Source organism: Mycobacterium triplex, from assembly GCF_000689255.1.
In the GTDB taxonomy this organism is placed as follows: Bacteria; Actinomycetota; Actinomycetes; order Mycobacteriales; family Mycobacteriaceae; genus Mycobacterium; species Mycobacterium triplex.
The window spans coordinates 5,301,380-5,317,591 of the sequence record NZ_HG964446.1 but is presented as its reverse complement, the minus strand read 5'-3'; the positions used below and the strand labels follow the sequence as shown (position 1 = coordinate 5,317,591).

Here is a 16,212-nt window from a genome sequence, read left to right as displayed (position 1 = left end):
GCTAGGCCTCTGCCACGCTGAAGTCCACCGTGTGCCAGCCGGTGGCGCCGTCGGGGACGCTGCCAACCTGATCCTCAGTCTGGGTGGCTCCGGTGTCGTCGGTGGCGCGCACCGTAATGGTGTGTTTGCCAAGGGTTTTCGCCTGCCAGGGGAAGCTCCACAGTCGCCACGTCGCGGCGGAGTAACTCGCGCCCAGTTCGGCGGGCTGCCAGCTGCCATCGTCGATGCGGACCTCCACGGCCCGCACCCCACGGTTCTGCGCCCACGCGACACCGCCGAACAGCACGGATCCCCTCGGTATTTTCTGGCCGGCTTTCGGCACGTCGATGCGCGACTCGGTTTTGATGGGCGCCCGCGCTGCCCAGCCGAAGCGCGTCCAGTACGCCTTTGCCTTGTCGAAACGCGTCAGCTCCATGTCGACGACCCACTTGGTGGCCGACACATACCCGTAGAGCCCGGGCACCACCAGGCGGGCCGGGTAGCCGTGCTCGATCGGCAGCGGCTGACCATTGAGGCCCACCGCCAGCAGTGCCTCGCGGTCGTCGGTGAGGGCCTCCACCGGCGTGCCGGCGGTGAATCCGTCGATCGACGTGGAGAGCGCCATGTCGGCGTTCGCGTGCACACCGGCCGCCGCCAACAGGTCGGCCACCCGGTAGCCCGTCCATACTCCCGTCGAAATAAGGTTTCCCCCAACAGGATTCGACACGCAGGTCAGCGTTGTTACCATCTCGACGGCCTCGAAGCGGGCTAGGTCGTCGAACCCGTAGGTGGCTTCGCGGTCCACCATGCCGTGGATGCGCAGCCGCCAGTCGCCGTGGCTGAGTTGAGGAACGCTGAGCGCGGTGTCCACCCGGTAGAAGTCGCTGTTGGCGGTGATAAAGCTCGGCAGTGCGACGCCGCTCGGTTGCACATCGGCGGGTATCGGCGGGGCGGCTACCCGCGGGGTGGGAACGGTGACGGTGCTGCGGTCGCCGGCCACCGAATGCACCAGTCGCGTGATGGTCGCACCGACCACACCGCTCACCACACCGAATCCGAGCAATCCGTACACCAACAGCCCGCGCCTGCGTGCGTCCGGACGGTCGCCGGCGTCGTCGGCCGGATCTTTCGGCCAGAGCCGGCGGGTGAGAAAACGCAGAGTCGCCACGCCGCAGACGGTGCCCGCGATCGTGGGGATCGTGTCGAGCACGGTGGCGCCCTGCCGCGACAGCACCGCGGCGCAGCCGAGGACACCCGCGGCGGCGATGACCGCGCTGCCGACCGGACGGCGGTGTGTTTCGAAGCTGCCGGCGATCGCCGCGATCGTCGCGATCACCACCAGCACGACGACCGACAAGAAGATTTTGTCCAGCGAGCCCAGGGTCTGAATCGCCCATTCTTTGACCGTCCCCGGGGTCAGGTCGACGACCACCGAGCCGATCGCGGCACGCGCATCAGAGCGCGCACCGAACGGGATGCCCACCAGCGCAGCCACCCCGAGCGCGACGGCCGCGCCGGCGACCCCAGTGATCATCCGCTCATTCGACGGGGCGTCGGTCATCGGAGTTGGGATGCAGCCCGTATATTCCCGAACCCGACGTGGCTGCGGATCAACGGAAGAGTGGCCGCGGTGGCGAAGCCCGGTGGGGCTGCACAGATCGCGGGTACGGCGTTGAGCACCTGCATGCCGGTGGCCACACTCGCCGAGCGCACGTGTTCTTCCATGCTCGCGGCGCGGCTGAAGCTCGCCAGGCAGAAGAAGTGTGTCCGCATCGACGGGTCACCCTCGATCGTCAGCGTCCAACCGTCCTGGGGTTTGGGCCAATGACCCGGGTACTCACCACCGACGGTCCACAGCGTCTCGATCTCCACGAGCACCTCGCCGCCCCGACGCCCCGACCACTTCCATCGTTGCCCCGCAGTGGTTCCCGCGCGCAGCACGTGGTCGAAGACCTGATGGTCCTCGCGCGCGGGAACCGCCTCCACGGTCGCGGTGACCTCATCGATGCCGGCGTTCAGCGCGTCCGCCAACAACCACACCTGCTCGCTGAAGATCCCGCTGTTGAAGGCCAAGAACTCGCTGGCTTCCGGACTGATCTGCTCGACTGGTTGCCCAAAACACATGTTGTCGAACGTGATTGACGTGCTTTCGTAGACCGACCAGTCGGCGCGTTCCTGCAGGGTGATCTTGTCGATGGTGCGGCACATGCCCGACAGGGCCAGCGGCAGCGCACCGGAGAGGTTGCCGGGGTTCAACCCGCTGCCATGGACTGTGGTGCCGCCGGTCTCACATGCCTGGAGCACCTTGTCGCGGTCGGCGGGTGTGATGCGGCGCGGATGGAACAGGAATGCCGTTGTCGCAACGTTTTTCCCGCTGGCAAGCAGCGCGCATACCTCGTCGAGGTCGGTGTTACGCGGGGTATAGAGCACGCAGTCCGCGTCGAGCCCCATGATCTTGTCGACGTCCGTCGTCGCGGCGACGCCGATCGGGTCGCGGCCCACCAGGGTGCCGACGTCGACGCCATCCTTCGAGTCGGAATACACCCGGGCGCCGACGATCTCGATGTCGGTCCGGTGGTCGACGATGGCCGTGACCATCTCGGCGCCCACCGTGCCGACACCCCAGGCGATGACGCGCAGCGGCGGATTACCATCTGTCATCTGCGCCTCCCTGGTTCGGTGCCGTCAGATTACGCCGCGCCGGGGTTCTCCAGTACGACGGCCACGCCTTGGCCCGATCCGATGCACACGCCGATCACGCCGTAGCGGGCGCCGCGCTCGCGTAGTTCGGTGGCCAGGGTGAGCACGTAACGGGTTCCGGTGGCACCGAACGGATGTCCGATCGCGACGGCGCCGCCGTTCGGTGTCAGTTTGTCGTCCGGGATCACGAATCCGTCGAGCTGGTTGGGGAGTTCGCGCAAGACGCCGAGCGCCTGGGCGCTGAACGCCTCATGGACTTCCCAGACGTCGATCTGCTCTGGCGTCAAACCGGCGCGGCGGATCGCCATGGGAATGGCCCACGCCGGCGCCAATCCCATGATGAGCGGGTCGATCCCGTACACCGCGCTGGACACCACCCGAGCGAATGGCTCGACGCCGAGTTCGGCCGCCCTCTCACCGGACGCGACGACGACCGCGCTCGCGCCGTCGGTCAGCGGAGTGGAGTTGGCCGCGGTCATCTGCGTGGTGCCGGGTTGGACAGGCAGGGCCGCCAGCGTCTCGGCGGTGGTGTCGTCGCGGATGAATTCGTCGTGCTCGGCCAGGCGCGCGGGAGTCTTCTTTGTCGCGGGTATCGGCACGCTCATGATCTCTTTCGCGAACCGGCCGCGGTCGCGTGCGGCCTTGGCGTGCTGTTGGGACCGCAGCGCGAAAGCGTCGATCTCCTCGCGACTCAGCGAGTACCGGTCGGCGACGTTCTGCGCGGTCTCGATCATGCTGATGTAAGCGTTGCGGGCGAGCAGGGCCGGGTTGGGCGGACCCCCCGCGCCCGACCACATCGTGTCGAGCATCAGCACCGGCCCGCGGGGGCTAAACGGTGCTTCGCCCTTCATCAGCGCCCACCCCGACCGGGACATCGATTCGACACCGCAGGCGATCCCGACGCCCAGATCGCCGGCCTTGATGGCATGGCTGACGCTGACCAGCGCGCTGAGCGACGATCCGCAGTACCGGTTGAGGGTGGCTCCGGCGACGCTGTCGGGGAATCCCGCTGCGAGCGCGGCCCAGCGGGCGATGTCGCCCATTCCTTCGTGCGCTGGATTCACGCAGCCGGCGACGATGTCTTCCACCGCGTCCAGGGGCACCCCGACGCGTTCGCACGCGCCCTTCATGGTCATGCCGAGCAGCTCGTCGGTGCGGATTCCCGACAGCGTGCCGCCGTAGCGGGTGAATGGGGTGCGCACTCCACCCAGGACGTAAGCCTGCGTCATCGTTGGCCTTTCGGATAGCTCGGAAGCCCTTTGTGCATCTTCACGATTGGGTGATGTTAGAGAAGTTTAGGCTCATTCGTGCCCCGGCCGGGTCAAGGATGAGTGTGTGACCCGGCGCTCTCGCGATGTTGCTGTGCCGCATTGATTCCGCCGGCCGGATAGGCGTGGATCATCGCCGTGGTCAGCTTCGGTACCGCGTGAATCAGATCGTGTTCGGATTCGTGCGCGATTTGATGTGCGGCAGCCAAACTCAGCGCGGGGTCGATGTCGAGCTCGGCATCGGCGTGCAGCCGGTGCCCAATCCAGCGCATCCGCACGCTGCGCACCGACCGCACCCCCGGCCGGGCGGCCAGCGCGGCTTCGGCGGTGTCGATCAGCTTCGGATCAACACCGTCCATCAGCCGGCGGAACACATCTCGCACGGCGGTACGCAGCACCGCCAGAATGGCCACCGTGATCATCAGGCCGATGATCGGATCGGCAAGCGGGTAGCCCAACGCCACGCCGCCCGCGCCGATCAGCACCGCCAGCGAGGTGAAGCCGTCGGTGCGGGCGTGCAGGCCGTCGGCGACGAGTGCGGCCGAGCCGATACGGCGTCCCACCCGAATGCGGTAGAGGGCCACCCATTCGTTTCCGATGAACCCCAGCAGCCCGGCCACCGCGACCCACGCGAGGTGCTCGATGGGCCGTGGAGTGATCAGCCGCTCGATGGCCTCATAGCCGGCGCCGATCGCCGACAGCGTGATCATCGCGACCACGAACAGTCCGGCAAGGTCTTCGGACCGGCCGAACCCGTAGGTGTAGCGGCGGGTTGCGGCCTTGGTGCTCAACGCAAACGCGATCCACAGCGGTACGGCGGTGAGCGCGTCGGAGAAGTTGTGGATGGTGTCGGCGGCCAGCGCGATGGAGCCGGAGAGCACCACGACGACGATCTGCGCGGCGGCGGTCACACCCAGGACCAGCAAGCTGATCTTGACCGCACGGATGCCGTCGGCGCTGGATTCCAGCTCGCTGTCAACGTTGTCGGCGGCGTCGTGGGAATGCGGCGCGAAAATTTCCTTGATCGCGCCCCGCAATCCCTTCGGGTGCTCGTGCTCGTGATCGCTCATCGCGCCTTGGCCTTTCGCGCCCGGCGCTCGGTGGTGATGCCCCGCACGTTCGGGTCCCCGCGGTGATGGGACGGCACGCCGGGACCGGCGTGCTCGGCGTTGAACACCGCGTCGATCACCAATTGACGGACGTGCTCGTTTTCCAGGCTGTAGAAGATCGTGGTGCCGGCCCGGCGGGTGCGGACCAGGCGGGCCATGCGCAGCTTGGCCAAATGCTGAGATACCGACGGCGCGGGCTTGTCCACCTTTTCGGCAAGGTCGTTGACCGACGACTCGCCCTCGGTCAGCGCCCACAACACCCGAATCCTGGTGTGGTCGGCCAACATTCGGAAGACTTCGACGATCAGGCCGACCTGATCCTCGGCGAGCGGCGCTGCAGCGTTATCTGCATTCATACGTAGATAATAGCGGAAGGTCGGCCTGCGCGGCTCCGCCGACCATCAGGCGACTTCGGAATGCGATATCGCAGCTGTGAATCGTCTCATGGTCCGCGCGAGTTACGCGTGTGACCGGCGTCAGAACTTCGCGACGGCCCCCGCGTCGATCGGCAATGCCGCCCCGGTGATGTACTGCGCCTCGTCGGAAGCGAGAAACAGCACGGCATTGCTGACCGCACGCGCCTCGATCACCGGTACCGGCAGCATGTGGAAGTGGCCGAGCACGGCGGCCGTGTCGTCCATCGTGGGGTTGGGCAGGTCCGGCCGCAACGTGCGGTGGAACGGCTCGTTGTCGATCATCGGCGTCCGCACGTTGCCGGGGTGGATCGAATTGACTCGAATCAACTGCGGTGCAAGCTCATTCGCGAGCGAATTCATCAAGCCGACCACACCGTGCTTGGCCGAGGCGTAGTGCGCCATGTACCCGCCGCCGCGCAGCCCCAACATGGAGCTCACCAAGATGATGGATCCGCCACGGCCGTCGGACATATGCGGCACCGCCACCTTGATGGTGTGCCAGACCCCGGTGAGATTGATGTCGAGCATCGTCTGCCAGGCCGCTTCTTCGAGCAGCGCGGCCGGCGCGGGACTGCCGCTGATGCCGGCGTTGGCAACGACCACATCGGGCCGGCCCAACTCGTCGATGCCCCGCTGCAACGCATCGCGCAGGCCCGCGAGGTCTCGGACGTCGGCCGTGGCGGTCACGACGCGCCGGTCCAGCTTCTCCACCAGCGCCGCGGTTTCGTCGAGATCGGCCTCCGTCGCTCCCGGATAGATGACGCCCTCGACGTCGCTACACAGATCGACGGCGATGATGTCGGCGCCTTCTTCGGCGAGGCGGACCGCGTGCTCTCGACCTTGGCCGCGCGCGGCGCCCGTGATGAACGCGACCTTGCCGGCCACCCTGCCGTTTGTCATGGTGACCACGATATCGCTGACCGCCACGCCCGCCCGCTCAGGAGACGCAAACCATTGAGCGCGACGATGACTGTCGACCCCTCGTGGCCTGCCACGCCGAGGGGCAGCGGCAGGTGGCCGAACAAGTCCCAGGCGACGAGCCCGGTGATGAAGGTCGCCGCGATGGCCAGGTTGGCGATGACGACCCGGCGGGCGCGACGGGCCAGCGTAACGACCGCCGGGATGGTGGCGAGTTCGTCGCGGACGGTGACGGCATCGGCTGTTTCCAGCGTCAGGTCGGCTCCGTTGCGGCCCATGGCAATTGAGGAGTGGGCCGCGGCCATGGCGGGTGCGTCGTTGATGCCGTCGCCGACGAACAGCACGCGGTGCCCGTCGGCCTGGAGCCCCCGCACGGCGGCGACCTTGCCGTCGGGCAGCAGGTCGGCCCGAACGTCGGTGATGCCGACCTGTGTGGCCAGCTGCTCCGCGGCCGGCCGGGTATCCCCGGTCAGCAGGACCGGGGGGCCCGCGGTGATCGCGGCGATCTCGCGGACCACCGCGTCGGTGCCCTCGCGCACGGTGTCGTCCAGTCCGAGCACACCCACCGGCGCACCGTCGACGATGACGAGAACCGCGGTGCTGCCCCGGCGTTCGAGGCCGCCGGCCGCGACCGGGTTGCCGGAAAATGCGCGCGGGCTGAGCACCTCGATGGTCCGGTCCGCGAGACGTGCCCGCACGCCGCGACCCGGAAGCGCCTGAAAGTCGGTGGCTTCGGCAAAGGCGAGTCCGCGTGCACGGGCGGCCGCGACGACCGCACGCCCGAGTGGATGTTCGCTGAATTGCTCTGCGCTGGCGGCTATTCGCAGCACGTCATCCTCGGAAGAGCAGCCATCGATCACGGCGATGCTGGTAAGTCGCGGCGCACCGGTCGTCAGGGTGCCGGTCTTGTCGAGGGTCACCGCAGTGGTGTCCGCCAGGTGCTCCATCGCAACCGCCGACTTGACCAGCACACCGTGGCGTCCGGCGTTGGTGATCGCCGAGAGCAGCGGCGGCATGGTCGCCAACACCACCGCGCACGGCGACGCCACGATCATGAACGTCATTGCCCGCAGCAGTGTGGTCTGCAGTTGCGCCCCGAGAATCAGGGGTACCGCGAACAGGGCGAGGGTGGCCGCGACAACGCCGACGGAATAGCGTTGCTCGACCTTCTCGATGAACAGCTGTGTCTTGGCTTTAGTGGCCGACGCTTCGGTGACGAGGGCAACAATGCGGGCGACGACGGTGGCGGACGGGTCCTTGGTGACGCGAACACGAAGTGCCCCAGCACCATTGAGCGTGCCGGCGAAGACCTCGTCATCGCCTGCCTTGCCGACCGGCATCGGCTCCCCGGTGACCGAGGATTGGTCGACATCGGAGGCGCCGTCGACGACGACACCGTCGGCGCAGACGCGCTCACCGGGGCGCACGCTGACGACGTCACCGACCCGTAGGTCGGCGGCGTCGACCTCTTCCTCGAACCCGTCGGCGTCGATGCGGACCGCGCGATCGGGTGCGAGGTCGAGCAAGCCCTTGACCGAGTCCTCGGTGCGCTTGGTCGCCGCGTCCTCCAACGCACCAGACGTGGCGAAAATGACGATCAGCAGGGCGCCGTCGAAGATCTGCCCGATGACCGCGGCACCGATGGCGGCCACCACCATCAGCAGATCGACGTCAAGCGTGCGAGAACGCAACGCCTGCAAGCCTTCCCAGGCCGGCGCCCAGCCGCCGGTGAGATAGCACGCCAGGTAGAAGACCCACCAACCCCACGACGGAGCGCCCAGCAACCGGGCCGCGAGTCCGGCCGCGAACAGCACCAGGGCGACGGTCGCCCACCGGACGGATGCGACCGCCCACAGACCCGAAACGCTTGGCCGGCGTATCACCGGCGTGCGTGTCGGCTGCACCGTGGTGCACGTCATCGAAGCGTTCCTCCCTCGCAAACCCAAGCATCCATGTATACATGTAAAGCTCTACATGTGTCATACCAGTTTGTGGGTGCGTGCTTCAATTGAGAGATGGGACACGGAGTCGACGGCAGGGTGACGCCACCGGCCACGCTCGACTCGGTGTCGGCCGTCAAGATCGCCGAGACGCTGCAGGCGCTGGCATCACCCAACCGGCTGATGATCCTGACCCGGCTGCGGCAATCGCCCTGCTCGGTCGGTGAGCTGTCGACGGCGGTCGGGATGGAACAGCCGGCGGTGTCTCACCAGTTGCGGCTGCTGCGCGCGCTCGGGCTGGTCGCCGGTGACCGCAACGGCCGCAACATCGTCTACCGGCTCTACGACAACCACGTCGCTCAATTGCTCGACGAAGCCGTCTACCACATCGAGCACCTGCGTCTCGGTGCGACCGACTCGACGGCGTAGCCGCCGCCAACAACCCGATCCTGACGCGGTCGGAAAAATTTAGCTGAACATTTGATAAGACAGTGTTTCGGCGTGGGATTAGATACGCTGTCGGCTCTAATGTGATGGGGATGAGTATCGAGTACTACCTGCAGAAGGTCCCGGTCGAATCCGTCGAGCCGGGCTTCTCGCTGGCCATCGGGGAAGACGGTGACTACCGGCTGTTCCAGGTCGAATGCACGCAGAGGTCGCATCGGATCGGCACGCCGGTCATGTTCAGGCTCACCTCCGAGCCCGTCAACGGCGGCGAACCCTGGGTCCTGGAGTGCGAAGAGGGCACGCCGGTCGTCCGGATCCTTGGCGTCGCAAAGGCCGCGTCCTAGCGCGTCGGGTTTGCCGCGACGACGAACTGCACGGCGCGCTGCGTCTGTTGCTCGATGTCGACGAGGCCGGCCGACGAGAACAGATCGACGAAGTCGCCCCGGCCGAACACCCTGAGTCCGATGCTGCGCGCGATCGCCGTCATCGGCCGACGCACCGCAGCGGCTTGCGGGGCGTAGCTGGTCAGGATCGCGATCCGACCTCCGGGCTGCAGCACCCGCACCATCTCGCCGGCCACCCGAAACGGCTCGGGCATCAGGTACAGCGCGCCGAAACAGCACACCGCGTCGAAGGTTTCGTCGTCGAACGGCAACGTCCGGGCATCGCCGCGGACATAGCAGGTGTGCGGCCCGCTGTTGTCGGCGACCGCACGCGTCAGCATCGATTCGGAGATGTCGAATCCGACCGCCAGGCCGTCGTCGGGCAGGTCCGCGGCCAGGGGAGCGGTGAAATTGCCTGGGCCACAAGCGACATCGAGTAACCGTTGAGCACTCGACAGCCGCAGCGCCGAGGCGGCGCGGCGCTGCTCGGCCCGGTGGGTGAGGCCGCTGGCGGCGTAGAACGCGCTCGGCCGCCACACCCGTTCGTAAACCGTGGCGACGAACGTGCTGTTCATGGCGCGTTGCGCGACGGTCGGAACGGGTGCACTGGTCGATTCGCCCAACACGTCGAGAAACCCGTGTCGCAGCTCGGCGGTCTGGCTCAGCAGGCCGCGGGTCAACTCGACCGGATCCTGGCTCATTGCCTTGCAGGCTAGCCGACATGCCGGTGGCCCGGCTGCGGGCCGACGGTCCGTCACAGTGATAATCATTTTCATCAATGGTCATGCGATTCCAGTCCGGGTGTATTAGGTGAGGGCCGAGCGTCGACCGCGTTTCGGGTCGATGGAAGTCCTGGTCTTCGGTTTGGTGGGGTTCGCGATCGCCGGGACGTGGCTGCGGACCGTCGTCGTGAACAGCAACGCCCTGTCCACCGCGGGCACCGTGTTCTGCGGCGTTTTCGTGCAGGCCCTGCCCTTCCTGGGCCTGGGCGTGGTGGTCAGCGGATTGATCGCGGTCTTCCTGCCTCCCGAGCGATTGGTGCGCTGGTTGCCGCGCCGGGCCGGCACCGCGGTGCTTGCCGCCGGTGTCGCCGGGGCGGCGCTGCCCGGATGTGAGTGCGGCTCGGTGCCGGTGGCCCGCCGGCTCTTCGGCGACGGCGGGGCGGCCGGAGCGGCGGCCCTGACGTTCATGCTGGCCGCCCCCGCCATCAACCCCGTCGTCGTGGTCGCGACGGCCGTCGCGTTCCCGGGTCAGCCGAAGATGGTCATCGCCCGGGTCGCCGCGTCGTTGCTGACCGCGGTGGTGATGGGCTGGGCATGGTCACGGTGGGGCCGCACCGAATGGATCACCCGACGACTCCCGCCGCGCCACTCCCATGGCCCCGACGGACAGTCGAAGTGGCTGCTGTTCTGCGAAGTGGCCCGGCATGATTTCCTGCAGGCGGCGGCCTACCTCGTCGTGGGAGCCGCGGCCGCGGCGGCCCTACACGTGCTGGTGCCGCCGCGGATCTTCGAAAACGTCGGCGCGCATTTGGTTCTGGGCGTCGTCGTGATGGCCGCGCTGGCCGTCACCCTGGCGGTGTGCTCGGAGGCCGACGCGTTCGTGGCGTCCAGCCTGACGATGGTTCCGCTGGTGCCGCGGCTGGTGTTCCTGGTGGTCGGGCCCGCCGTCGACGTCAAGCTGCTGGCGATGCAGTCCGGCATGTTCGGGCGCGCGTTCGCCGCCCGCTTCGCTCCCGCGACGCTGATCGTTGCCACCGTGGTGGCCACCGGAGTCGGGGTGCTGTTGCTGGGCAGTCCCCGATGAAGCGCGAAACCGAGAACACGATCCTGCTGCTGGTCGGCCTGAGCATCGGGCTGATCGTGGCGACCGGCGTGTTCACCCGGTACGTCAAGCCCTCGCTGCTGCCGTGGCTGGTGCTCACCGCCGCGCTGCTGATCGGGCTCGCGCTGGTGTCCATCGTCGGCGACGTCCGTCGCGGGGGCCGCGATGTCGAAGCCGGGCACGCCCACCGCGGCGGTGTGGTGTGGCTGCTGGCGGTGCCCATCGTGGTGCTGTGCTTTGTGTCGCCCCCGCCGCTGCGGCCCCAGGCCGCCACATCGGTGACAAATGTCTCCAATGATGTTCTGCGCGTGGCGTTTCCGCCATTGCCGCCGGGGCGGGCGCCGGAGGTATCGCTGGCGGAGGCGGTGGTGCGGGCGGCCAACGACAGCACCGGGTCGCTGAACAACCGGCTGATCACGGTCACCGGCTTCGCCCTCAACGAACCCGGCGGCGTCGACCTTGCCCGCATCGTCATCATCTGTTGTGCCGCCGACGCCCAACTGGCTCGCATCCATCTGCGCGATCACGACGGCGTCAGCGCAATTCACTTCCCCGACAACACCTGGCTGCGGGTGGAAGGCGTGATAATCCCCGCCCAGCGCCAACCTCATACGCCGCCGATACCGACCCTGCGGGCCGTCTCGGCCACGCCGGTCCCCGCCCCGGCGAACCCCTACGCATAAGCGCACGTCCTTGCCGCGGCCAGCAGCCAGCTCCTAACCTGAGCAACATCCGACCGTGTCCAGCTGTCCCGTGTGGGCGCGGTAGACGACGGCAGCGCAGGCGGGCGGTCATGGCAGATCGAGCATCGCGAGTCGAGGGCCGGTGCCGCCACGGCGGGACGCGTGGATTGCCGCCGTGGCCGAATTGATCGGTGCGCGGACGGAACAACTCGCCGCGATGGACATCTTCTCCGGATGCGCCATCGAAGACTTGGAGCCGTTGGCGGCCAGCCTGCAGCCGCTGCGCGCCGCGGCCGGACAGGTCCTGATGCGCCAAGGCGAGCAGGCCGTGTCTTTCCTGCTCATCTCCTCGGGCACCGCCGAGATTCGACACACGAGCGTCGACGGCGCGGTGGCCATCGGCCAGACGGCCGCCGGCGCGCTCATCGGCGAGATCGCGCTGCTGCGCGACAGCCCCCGCATCGCGACCGTCACCACGCTCGAACCGCTGACCGGGTGGATCGGCGACAACGATGCGTTCACCCGGCTGGTGCACATCCCGGGCATCATGCCCCGGCTGCTGCGGATGGTGCGCCAGCGACTGGCCGCGTTTGTCACGCCCATCCCGATCCGGGTGCGCGACGGGACCCGCCTGCTGCTGCGGCCGGTGCTGCCCGGCGACGACGAGCGGACCGTGCACGGGCATATTCAGTTCTCCAGCGAGACGCTGTATCGGCGGTTCATGACGGCCCGGCTGCCGTCGCCGGCGCTGATGCAGTACCTGTCCGAGGTCGACTACGTCGACCACTTCGTGTGGGTGGTCACCGACGGCGACGACCCGGTGGCCGACGCGCGCTTCGTCCGCGACGAAAAGGATCCGACGGTCGCCGAGATCGCGTTCACCGTCGCCGACGCCTACCAGGGCCGGGGGATCGGGAGCTTCCTGATCGGCGCGCTGTCGATCGCCGCCAAGGTCGACGGGGTCGAAAGGTTTTCCGCGCGAATGCTTTCCGACAATCTGCCGATGCGCACGATCATGGACCGCCACGGCGCGGTCTGGCAGCGCGAAGACGTCGGGGTCATCACCACCGTCATCGACGTGCCGCGCCGGCGCGAGCTGGGCATCAAGCGCGAGTTGGCCGACGAGATCAAACGCGTCGCGCGCCAGGTGATCGAGGCGCTCGGCTGATCGGCCTCTCGTGGTATCAACTCCGCATGCGGCCGTTCTGGTTTGGTGCGGTGCTCACGTTGTTGGTCGCTGCCTGTGGCTCACCCGCGCCGGCACACCGGCCCTCGGCGACGTCCTCGACGTCGGCGCACGGCACCGTCGTCGACCCCGCCAACATCAAGCGGGTGATTCGCGACCTGCCGCCGAATTACGAGGCCACTCCCGGCATTCCGAGCGCGGCCTCGCCGCGGGTGATCTGGGGCCTGGGCCCCGACGCGACGTCTGCCCCCGCTTCCTGCGCCGCACTCGCCGACCCCGGCAAGGGCCGCGACCAATCCGCGCAGGGTTTCTCGGCCTCGGGTCCCGGCGGCATCGTCACCGTGGCGGTGGTGGCTTTGCCAGATATCGAGCTGGACCCCGGCGTCGTCGACACCTGCGGCCACTGGGTCATGACCGCCGAGCACACCACGGCCAGCGTGCGGCTGACCGATCCTCCGCACATCGACGACGCGCAAACGGTCGGCATGGTCGTCGAGATCAAGTCCGCCGCCGAGTCGGGCACCGAAACCGATTCGCGGGCATACACATTCATCGCATACCTGGGCGACTACTACGCCTTCACCACGGTGACCACCGATCCGGGCTCGGCGCTGCCGGCATTGCCGCCGCATTTCGCCGCCGATCTGCTGGTCAAAACGGTGTCCACGTTGCGCAGCTGAACGCCCGCCGTTGGGTAGATTAGCCACGGTGTCCAAGCTGGTTCGCGTGCTCGCCGCCGTATGCGTGCTCGCCGGTTGCTCGTCGAATGCCACCACCGCCTCGCCAAACGCCGACATCGCCAAGGTCGTCGCGGTGAAGTCGAGCTTCGGACCCGAGTTCAACGTCACCGACATCTCCGAACGGGCGATCGACCCCAAGCTGCTGTCCGCCCGCAAGCTACCCGATGGCCTGAAGTTCGATCCCGCCAACTGCGCGAAGCTGGCGTCGGGCCCCGACATGCCGCCGGACGTGCAGGGGAACATGGCCGCGGTGTCGGCCGAGGGTGGCGGCAACCGGTACGTCGTCATCGCGGTCGAAACCTCCAAGCCGCTGCCGGTCAGCGACCCGGGCAAGGACTGCGCCAAGGTCGCGTTCGCCGGCACCGGGGTGCGCGGCGGTCTCGAGGTCATCGACGCGCCGACCATCGACGGGACGCACACGTTCGGCGTGCACCGCGTCCTGCAGGCGCTGATCGCCGGTGGCCCCCGCACCGGCGAGCTGTACGACTACTCCGCGCAGTTCGGCGACTACCAGGTGATCGTGATCGCCAACCCGCTCGTGATCCCGGACCAGCCGGTCGCCAAGGTGGACACGCAGCGGGCCCGCGACCTGCTCGTCAAGGCGGTGGCCACGATCCGCACGTCCTAGCGCACGTCGCGGGGCCGGAACTGGATGCTGACCCGCGGGCCCTTGCGCAGAGCCGTCTTCGGAACTGCGTGTTCCCAGGTGCGCTGGCAGGATCCGCCCATCACCAGCAGGTCGCCATGCGCCTGCGGCAGCCGCAACGACCGCCCGCCGCCGCGCGGGCGCATCGCTAACGTTCTGGTGGCGCCGAGACTGATGATCGCCACCATGGTGTCCTCGGTGCTGCTGCGGCCGATGGTGTCGCCGTGCCAGGCGACGCTGTCCGAGCCGTCGCGGTAGTAACACAACCCGATCGTGGTGAACGGCTCGCCGAGCTCGCCCGCGTAGATGTCGTTGAGCCGCCGCCGCAGCCGCCCCAGCAGCGGGTGGGGCGGGTCCTCGACGGTCAGATCGTGAAAGCTCACCAGCCGCGGCACGTCGACCACCCGGTCGTACATCTGGCGGCGCTCGGCCCGCCACGGCACGGTGGAAAGCAGCGCGTCGAGCAGCTCGTGCGAACCGGATGGGTCGTCGGCGAGCCAGCCTGCGCGGACCTCGATGAAAGCGCCGTCACCGAGTTGCCGCCGCTGGGTGTGCTCGAACAGCGAGCCCTGTACCCCTGATATCCGGGTCCCCACGCCGGACAGTTTATCGCACATTAGTTCGATCGATCCGGACTCGCCCGGCCACCAGCGCGCCCCGGGTGTGACGCGACGGTCCGGTATCGCGCGGCTACGGTTTAGCTGTGGGTGTTATTGAGCTGAGCACCAATTCCGAGGTCGGCGCGCTGCGGATCGCGATCTTGCACCGCCCCGGGGCCGAGCTGCGACGACTCAACCCCGGCAACAACGACCAGCTGCTGTTCGACGGGCTGCCATGGGTCGCTCGGGCGCAGGAGGAACACGACGAGTTCGCCGGGCTGCTGCGCGCCCGCGGGGTGGAAGTGCTGCTGCTGTCCGACCTGCTGACCGAGGCACTCAACCACAGCGGGGCCGCCCGGATGCAGGGGGTGGCCGCCGCGGTGGATGCGCGCCGGCTCGGAGCGCCGCTGGCGCAGGAACTTTCGGCATACCTGCGCGGCCTGGACCCGGCCAAGCTGGCGCACGTCCTGATGGCCGGCATGACGTTCAACGAGCTGCCGCCCGACACCCGGACCGACGTGTCGCTGGTGCTGCGCATGCACCACGGTGCGGATTTCGTGATCGACCCGCTGCCGAACCTGGTGTTCACCCGGGACTCGTCGATCTGGATCGAGCAGCGGGTGGTGATTCCCTCGCTGGCGTTGCGCGCGCGGGCCCGGGAGACGTCGCTGACCGATCTGATCTACGCCCATCACCCGCGGTTCACCGGGGTGCGCAAGGCCTACGAGTCGAGGTCCGCGCCGGTCGAAGGCGGCGACGTGCTGTTGCTGTCACCCGGCGTCATCGCGGTCGGGGTGGGGGAGCGGACCACGCCCGCAGGTGCGGAAGCGTTGGCGCGCAGCCTCTTTGACGATGACCTGGCGCACACGGTGCTGGCCGTGCCGATCGAGCAGCGGCGTGCCCAGATGCACCTGGACACCGTGTGCACGATGGTCGACACCGACACCGTGGTCATGTACGCCAACATCGTCGACAACCTGTCGGCGTTCACGCTTCGGCCCACGCCCGACGGGGTGAACATCAGTGATGAGGCTTCCTTTCTAGAGGCGGCGGCCAACGCGATGGGCATCGACAAGCTGCGCGTCATCGACACCGGTCTGGACCCCGTCGTCGCGGAACGCGAACAGTGGGACGACGGCAACAACACGCTGGCGCTGGCGCCCGGCGTCGTCGTCGCCTACGAGCGCAACGTGGAAACCAACACGCGCCTGCGGGACGCCGGTATCGAGGTGTTGACGATCGCGGGCTCCGAATTGGGCACCGGCCGCGGTGGGCCGCGCTGCATGTCGTGCCCGGTCGCCCGCGATCCGCTCTAGTTTTCCGCCGCGAGACTGTAAGTGGCAACGCGTTCCACGAGTAGTAGTGCCGTCGCTA

17 protein-coding genes are annotated in these 16,212 nt (G+C 68.0%); 8 read left to right on the top strand and 9 right to left on the bottom strand.

The genetic code is table 11. From position 1 onward, the window contains the following. Position 1 precedes the first annotated feature (1 nt). From BN973_RS24535 to BN973_RS24505, 7 genes are all read right to left on the bottom strand, one after another. Complete coding sequence (locus BN973_RS24535; RefSeq protein WP_036471302.1) at positions 2–1,540, bottom strand: molybdopterin-dependent oxidoreductase; 1,539 nt, start codon at positions 1,538–1,540, stop codon at positions 2–4. Continuing rightward, positions 1,537–2,640, bottom strand: a complete 1,104-nt coding sequence (locus tag BN973_RS24530; RefSeq protein WP_036471299.1) for an NAD(P)H-dependent amine dehydrogenase family protein — start codon at positions 2,638–2,640, stop codon at positions 1,537–1,539. Before BN973_RS24530 ends, BN973_RS24535 begins: the two co-directional genes overlap by 4 nt. 29 nt (positions 2,641–2,669) lie before the next feature. Next, entirely contained in the window at positions 2,670–3,908 is a 1,239-nt protein-coding gene (locus BN973_RS24525; protein WP_036471297.1) for a thiolase family protein, read from the bottom strand. Positions 3,909–4,000: 92 nt separating this feature from the next. Continuing rightward, positions 4,001–5,017 carry a cation diffusion facilitator family transporter gene (locus BN973_RS24520; RefSeq protein WP_051641474.1) on the bottom strand — a complete coding sequence of 339 codons (1,017 nt, stop codon included), beginning with the start codon at positions 5,015–5,017 and terminating at the stop codon, positions 4,001–4,003. Further along, the gene (locus tag BN973_RS24515; protein WP_036471296.1) at positions 5,014–5,412 is read right to left on the bottom strand and encodes an ArsR/SmtB family transcription factor; all 399 of its coding nucleotides are present in this window, start codon (positions 5,410–5,412) and stop codon (positions 5,014–5,016) included. Before BN973_RS24515 ends, BN973_RS24520 begins: the two co-directional genes overlap by 4 nt. A gap of 120 nt (positions 5,413–5,532) precedes the next feature. Next, positions 5,533–6,372 (bottom strand): mycofactocin-coupled SDR family oxidoreductase, encoded by an 840-nt coding sequence (locus BN973_RS24510; RefSeq protein ID WP_036473011.1) that lies wholly within the window; start codon positions 6,370–6,372, stop codon positions 5,533–5,535. After that, positions 6,369–8,309, bottom strand: coding sequence for a heavy metal translocating P-type ATPase (locus BN973_RS24505; RefSeq protein WP_051641473.1), 1,941 nt, complete (start codon positions 8,307–8,309; stop codon positions 6,369–6,371). The genes BN973_RS24510 and BN973_RS24505 overlap by 4 nt, the downstream gene beginning before the upstream one ends. A gap of 96 nt (positions 8,310–8,405) precedes the next feature. On the opposite strand from BN973_RS24505, the gene BN973_RS24500 reads away from it, so the two are divergent. After that, complete coding sequence (locus BN973_RS24500; protein ID WP_036471292.1) at positions 8,406–8,759, top strand: ArsR/SmtB family transcription factor; 354 nt, start codon at positions 8,406–8,408, stop codon at positions 8,757–8,759. A gap of 110 nt (positions 8,760–8,869) precedes the next feature. Beyond that, entirely contained in the window at positions 8,870–9,121 is a 252-nt protein-coding gene (locus tag BN973_RS24495) for a hypothetical protein (protein ID WP_036473009.1), read from the top strand. Here the strand turns inward: BN973_RS24495 and BN973_RS24490 are convergent. Then, a complete protein-coding gene (locus BN973_RS24490; RefSeq protein WP_036471291.1) occupies positions 9,118–9,861 on the bottom strand; it encodes a class I SAM-dependent methyltransferase in 744 nt (247 codons plus the stop codon). The genes BN973_RS24495 and BN973_RS24490 overlap by 4 nt on opposite strands. Positions 9,862–10,003: 142 nt before the next feature. Here BN973_RS24490 and BN973_RS24485 point away from each other — a divergent pair, with 142 nt between their 5' ends. From BN973_RS24485 to BN973_RS24465, 5 genes are all read left to right on the top strand, one after another. Further along, entirely contained in the window at positions 10,004–10,966 is a 963-nt protein-coding gene (locus BN973_RS24485; protein ID WP_051641472.1) for a permease, read from the top strand. Next, positions 10,963–11,667 carry a TIGR03943 family putative permease subunit gene (locus BN973_RS24480; RefSeq protein ID WP_036471288.1) on the top strand — a complete coding sequence of 235 codons (705 nt, stop codon included), beginning with the start codon at positions 10,963–10,965 and terminating at the stop codon, positions 11,665–11,667. Before BN973_RS24485 ends, BN973_RS24480 begins: the two co-directional genes overlap by 4 nt. Before the next feature lie 166 nt (positions 11,668–11,833). After that, complete coding sequence (locus BN973_RS24475) at positions 11,834–12,835, top strand: GNAT family N-acetyltransferase (RefSeq protein WP_139830290.1); 1,002 nt, start codon at positions 11,834–11,836, stop codon at positions 12,833–12,835. 26 nt (positions 12,836–12,861) lie between these two features. Continuing rightward, positions 12,862–13,533, top strand: a complete 672-nt coding sequence (locus BN973_RS24470; RefSeq protein ID WP_036471286.1) for a DUF5642 family protein — start codon at positions 12,862–12,864, stop codon at positions 13,531–13,533. A gap of 28 nt (positions 13,534–13,561) precedes the next feature. Next, positions 13,562–14,221 carry a DUF5642 family protein gene (locus BN973_RS24465; protein WP_036471285.1) on the top strand — a complete coding sequence of 220 codons (660 nt, stop codon included), beginning with the start codon at positions 13,562–13,564 and terminating at the stop codon, positions 14,219–14,221. Here the strand turns inward: BN973_RS24465 and BN973_RS24460 are convergent. Next, positions 14,218–14,856, bottom strand: coding sequence for an alpha-ketoglutarate-dependent dioxygenase AlkB (locus BN973_RS24460; protein WP_036471284.1), 639 nt, complete (start codon positions 14,854–14,856; stop codon positions 14,218–14,220). The two genes, BN973_RS24465 and BN973_RS24460, sit on opposite strands and share 4 nt — an antisense overlap. A gap of 86 nt (positions 14,857–14,942) precedes the next feature. On the opposite strand from BN973_RS24460, the gene arcA reads away from it, so the two are divergent. Next, the gene (arcA, locus tag BN973_RS24455; RefSeq protein WP_036471283.1) at positions 14,943–16,154 is read left to right on the top strand and encodes an arginine deiminase; all 1,212 of its coding nucleotides are present in this window, start codon (positions 14,943–14,945) and stop codon (positions 16,152–16,154) included. Positions 16,155–16,212 lie beyond the last annotated feature (58 nt).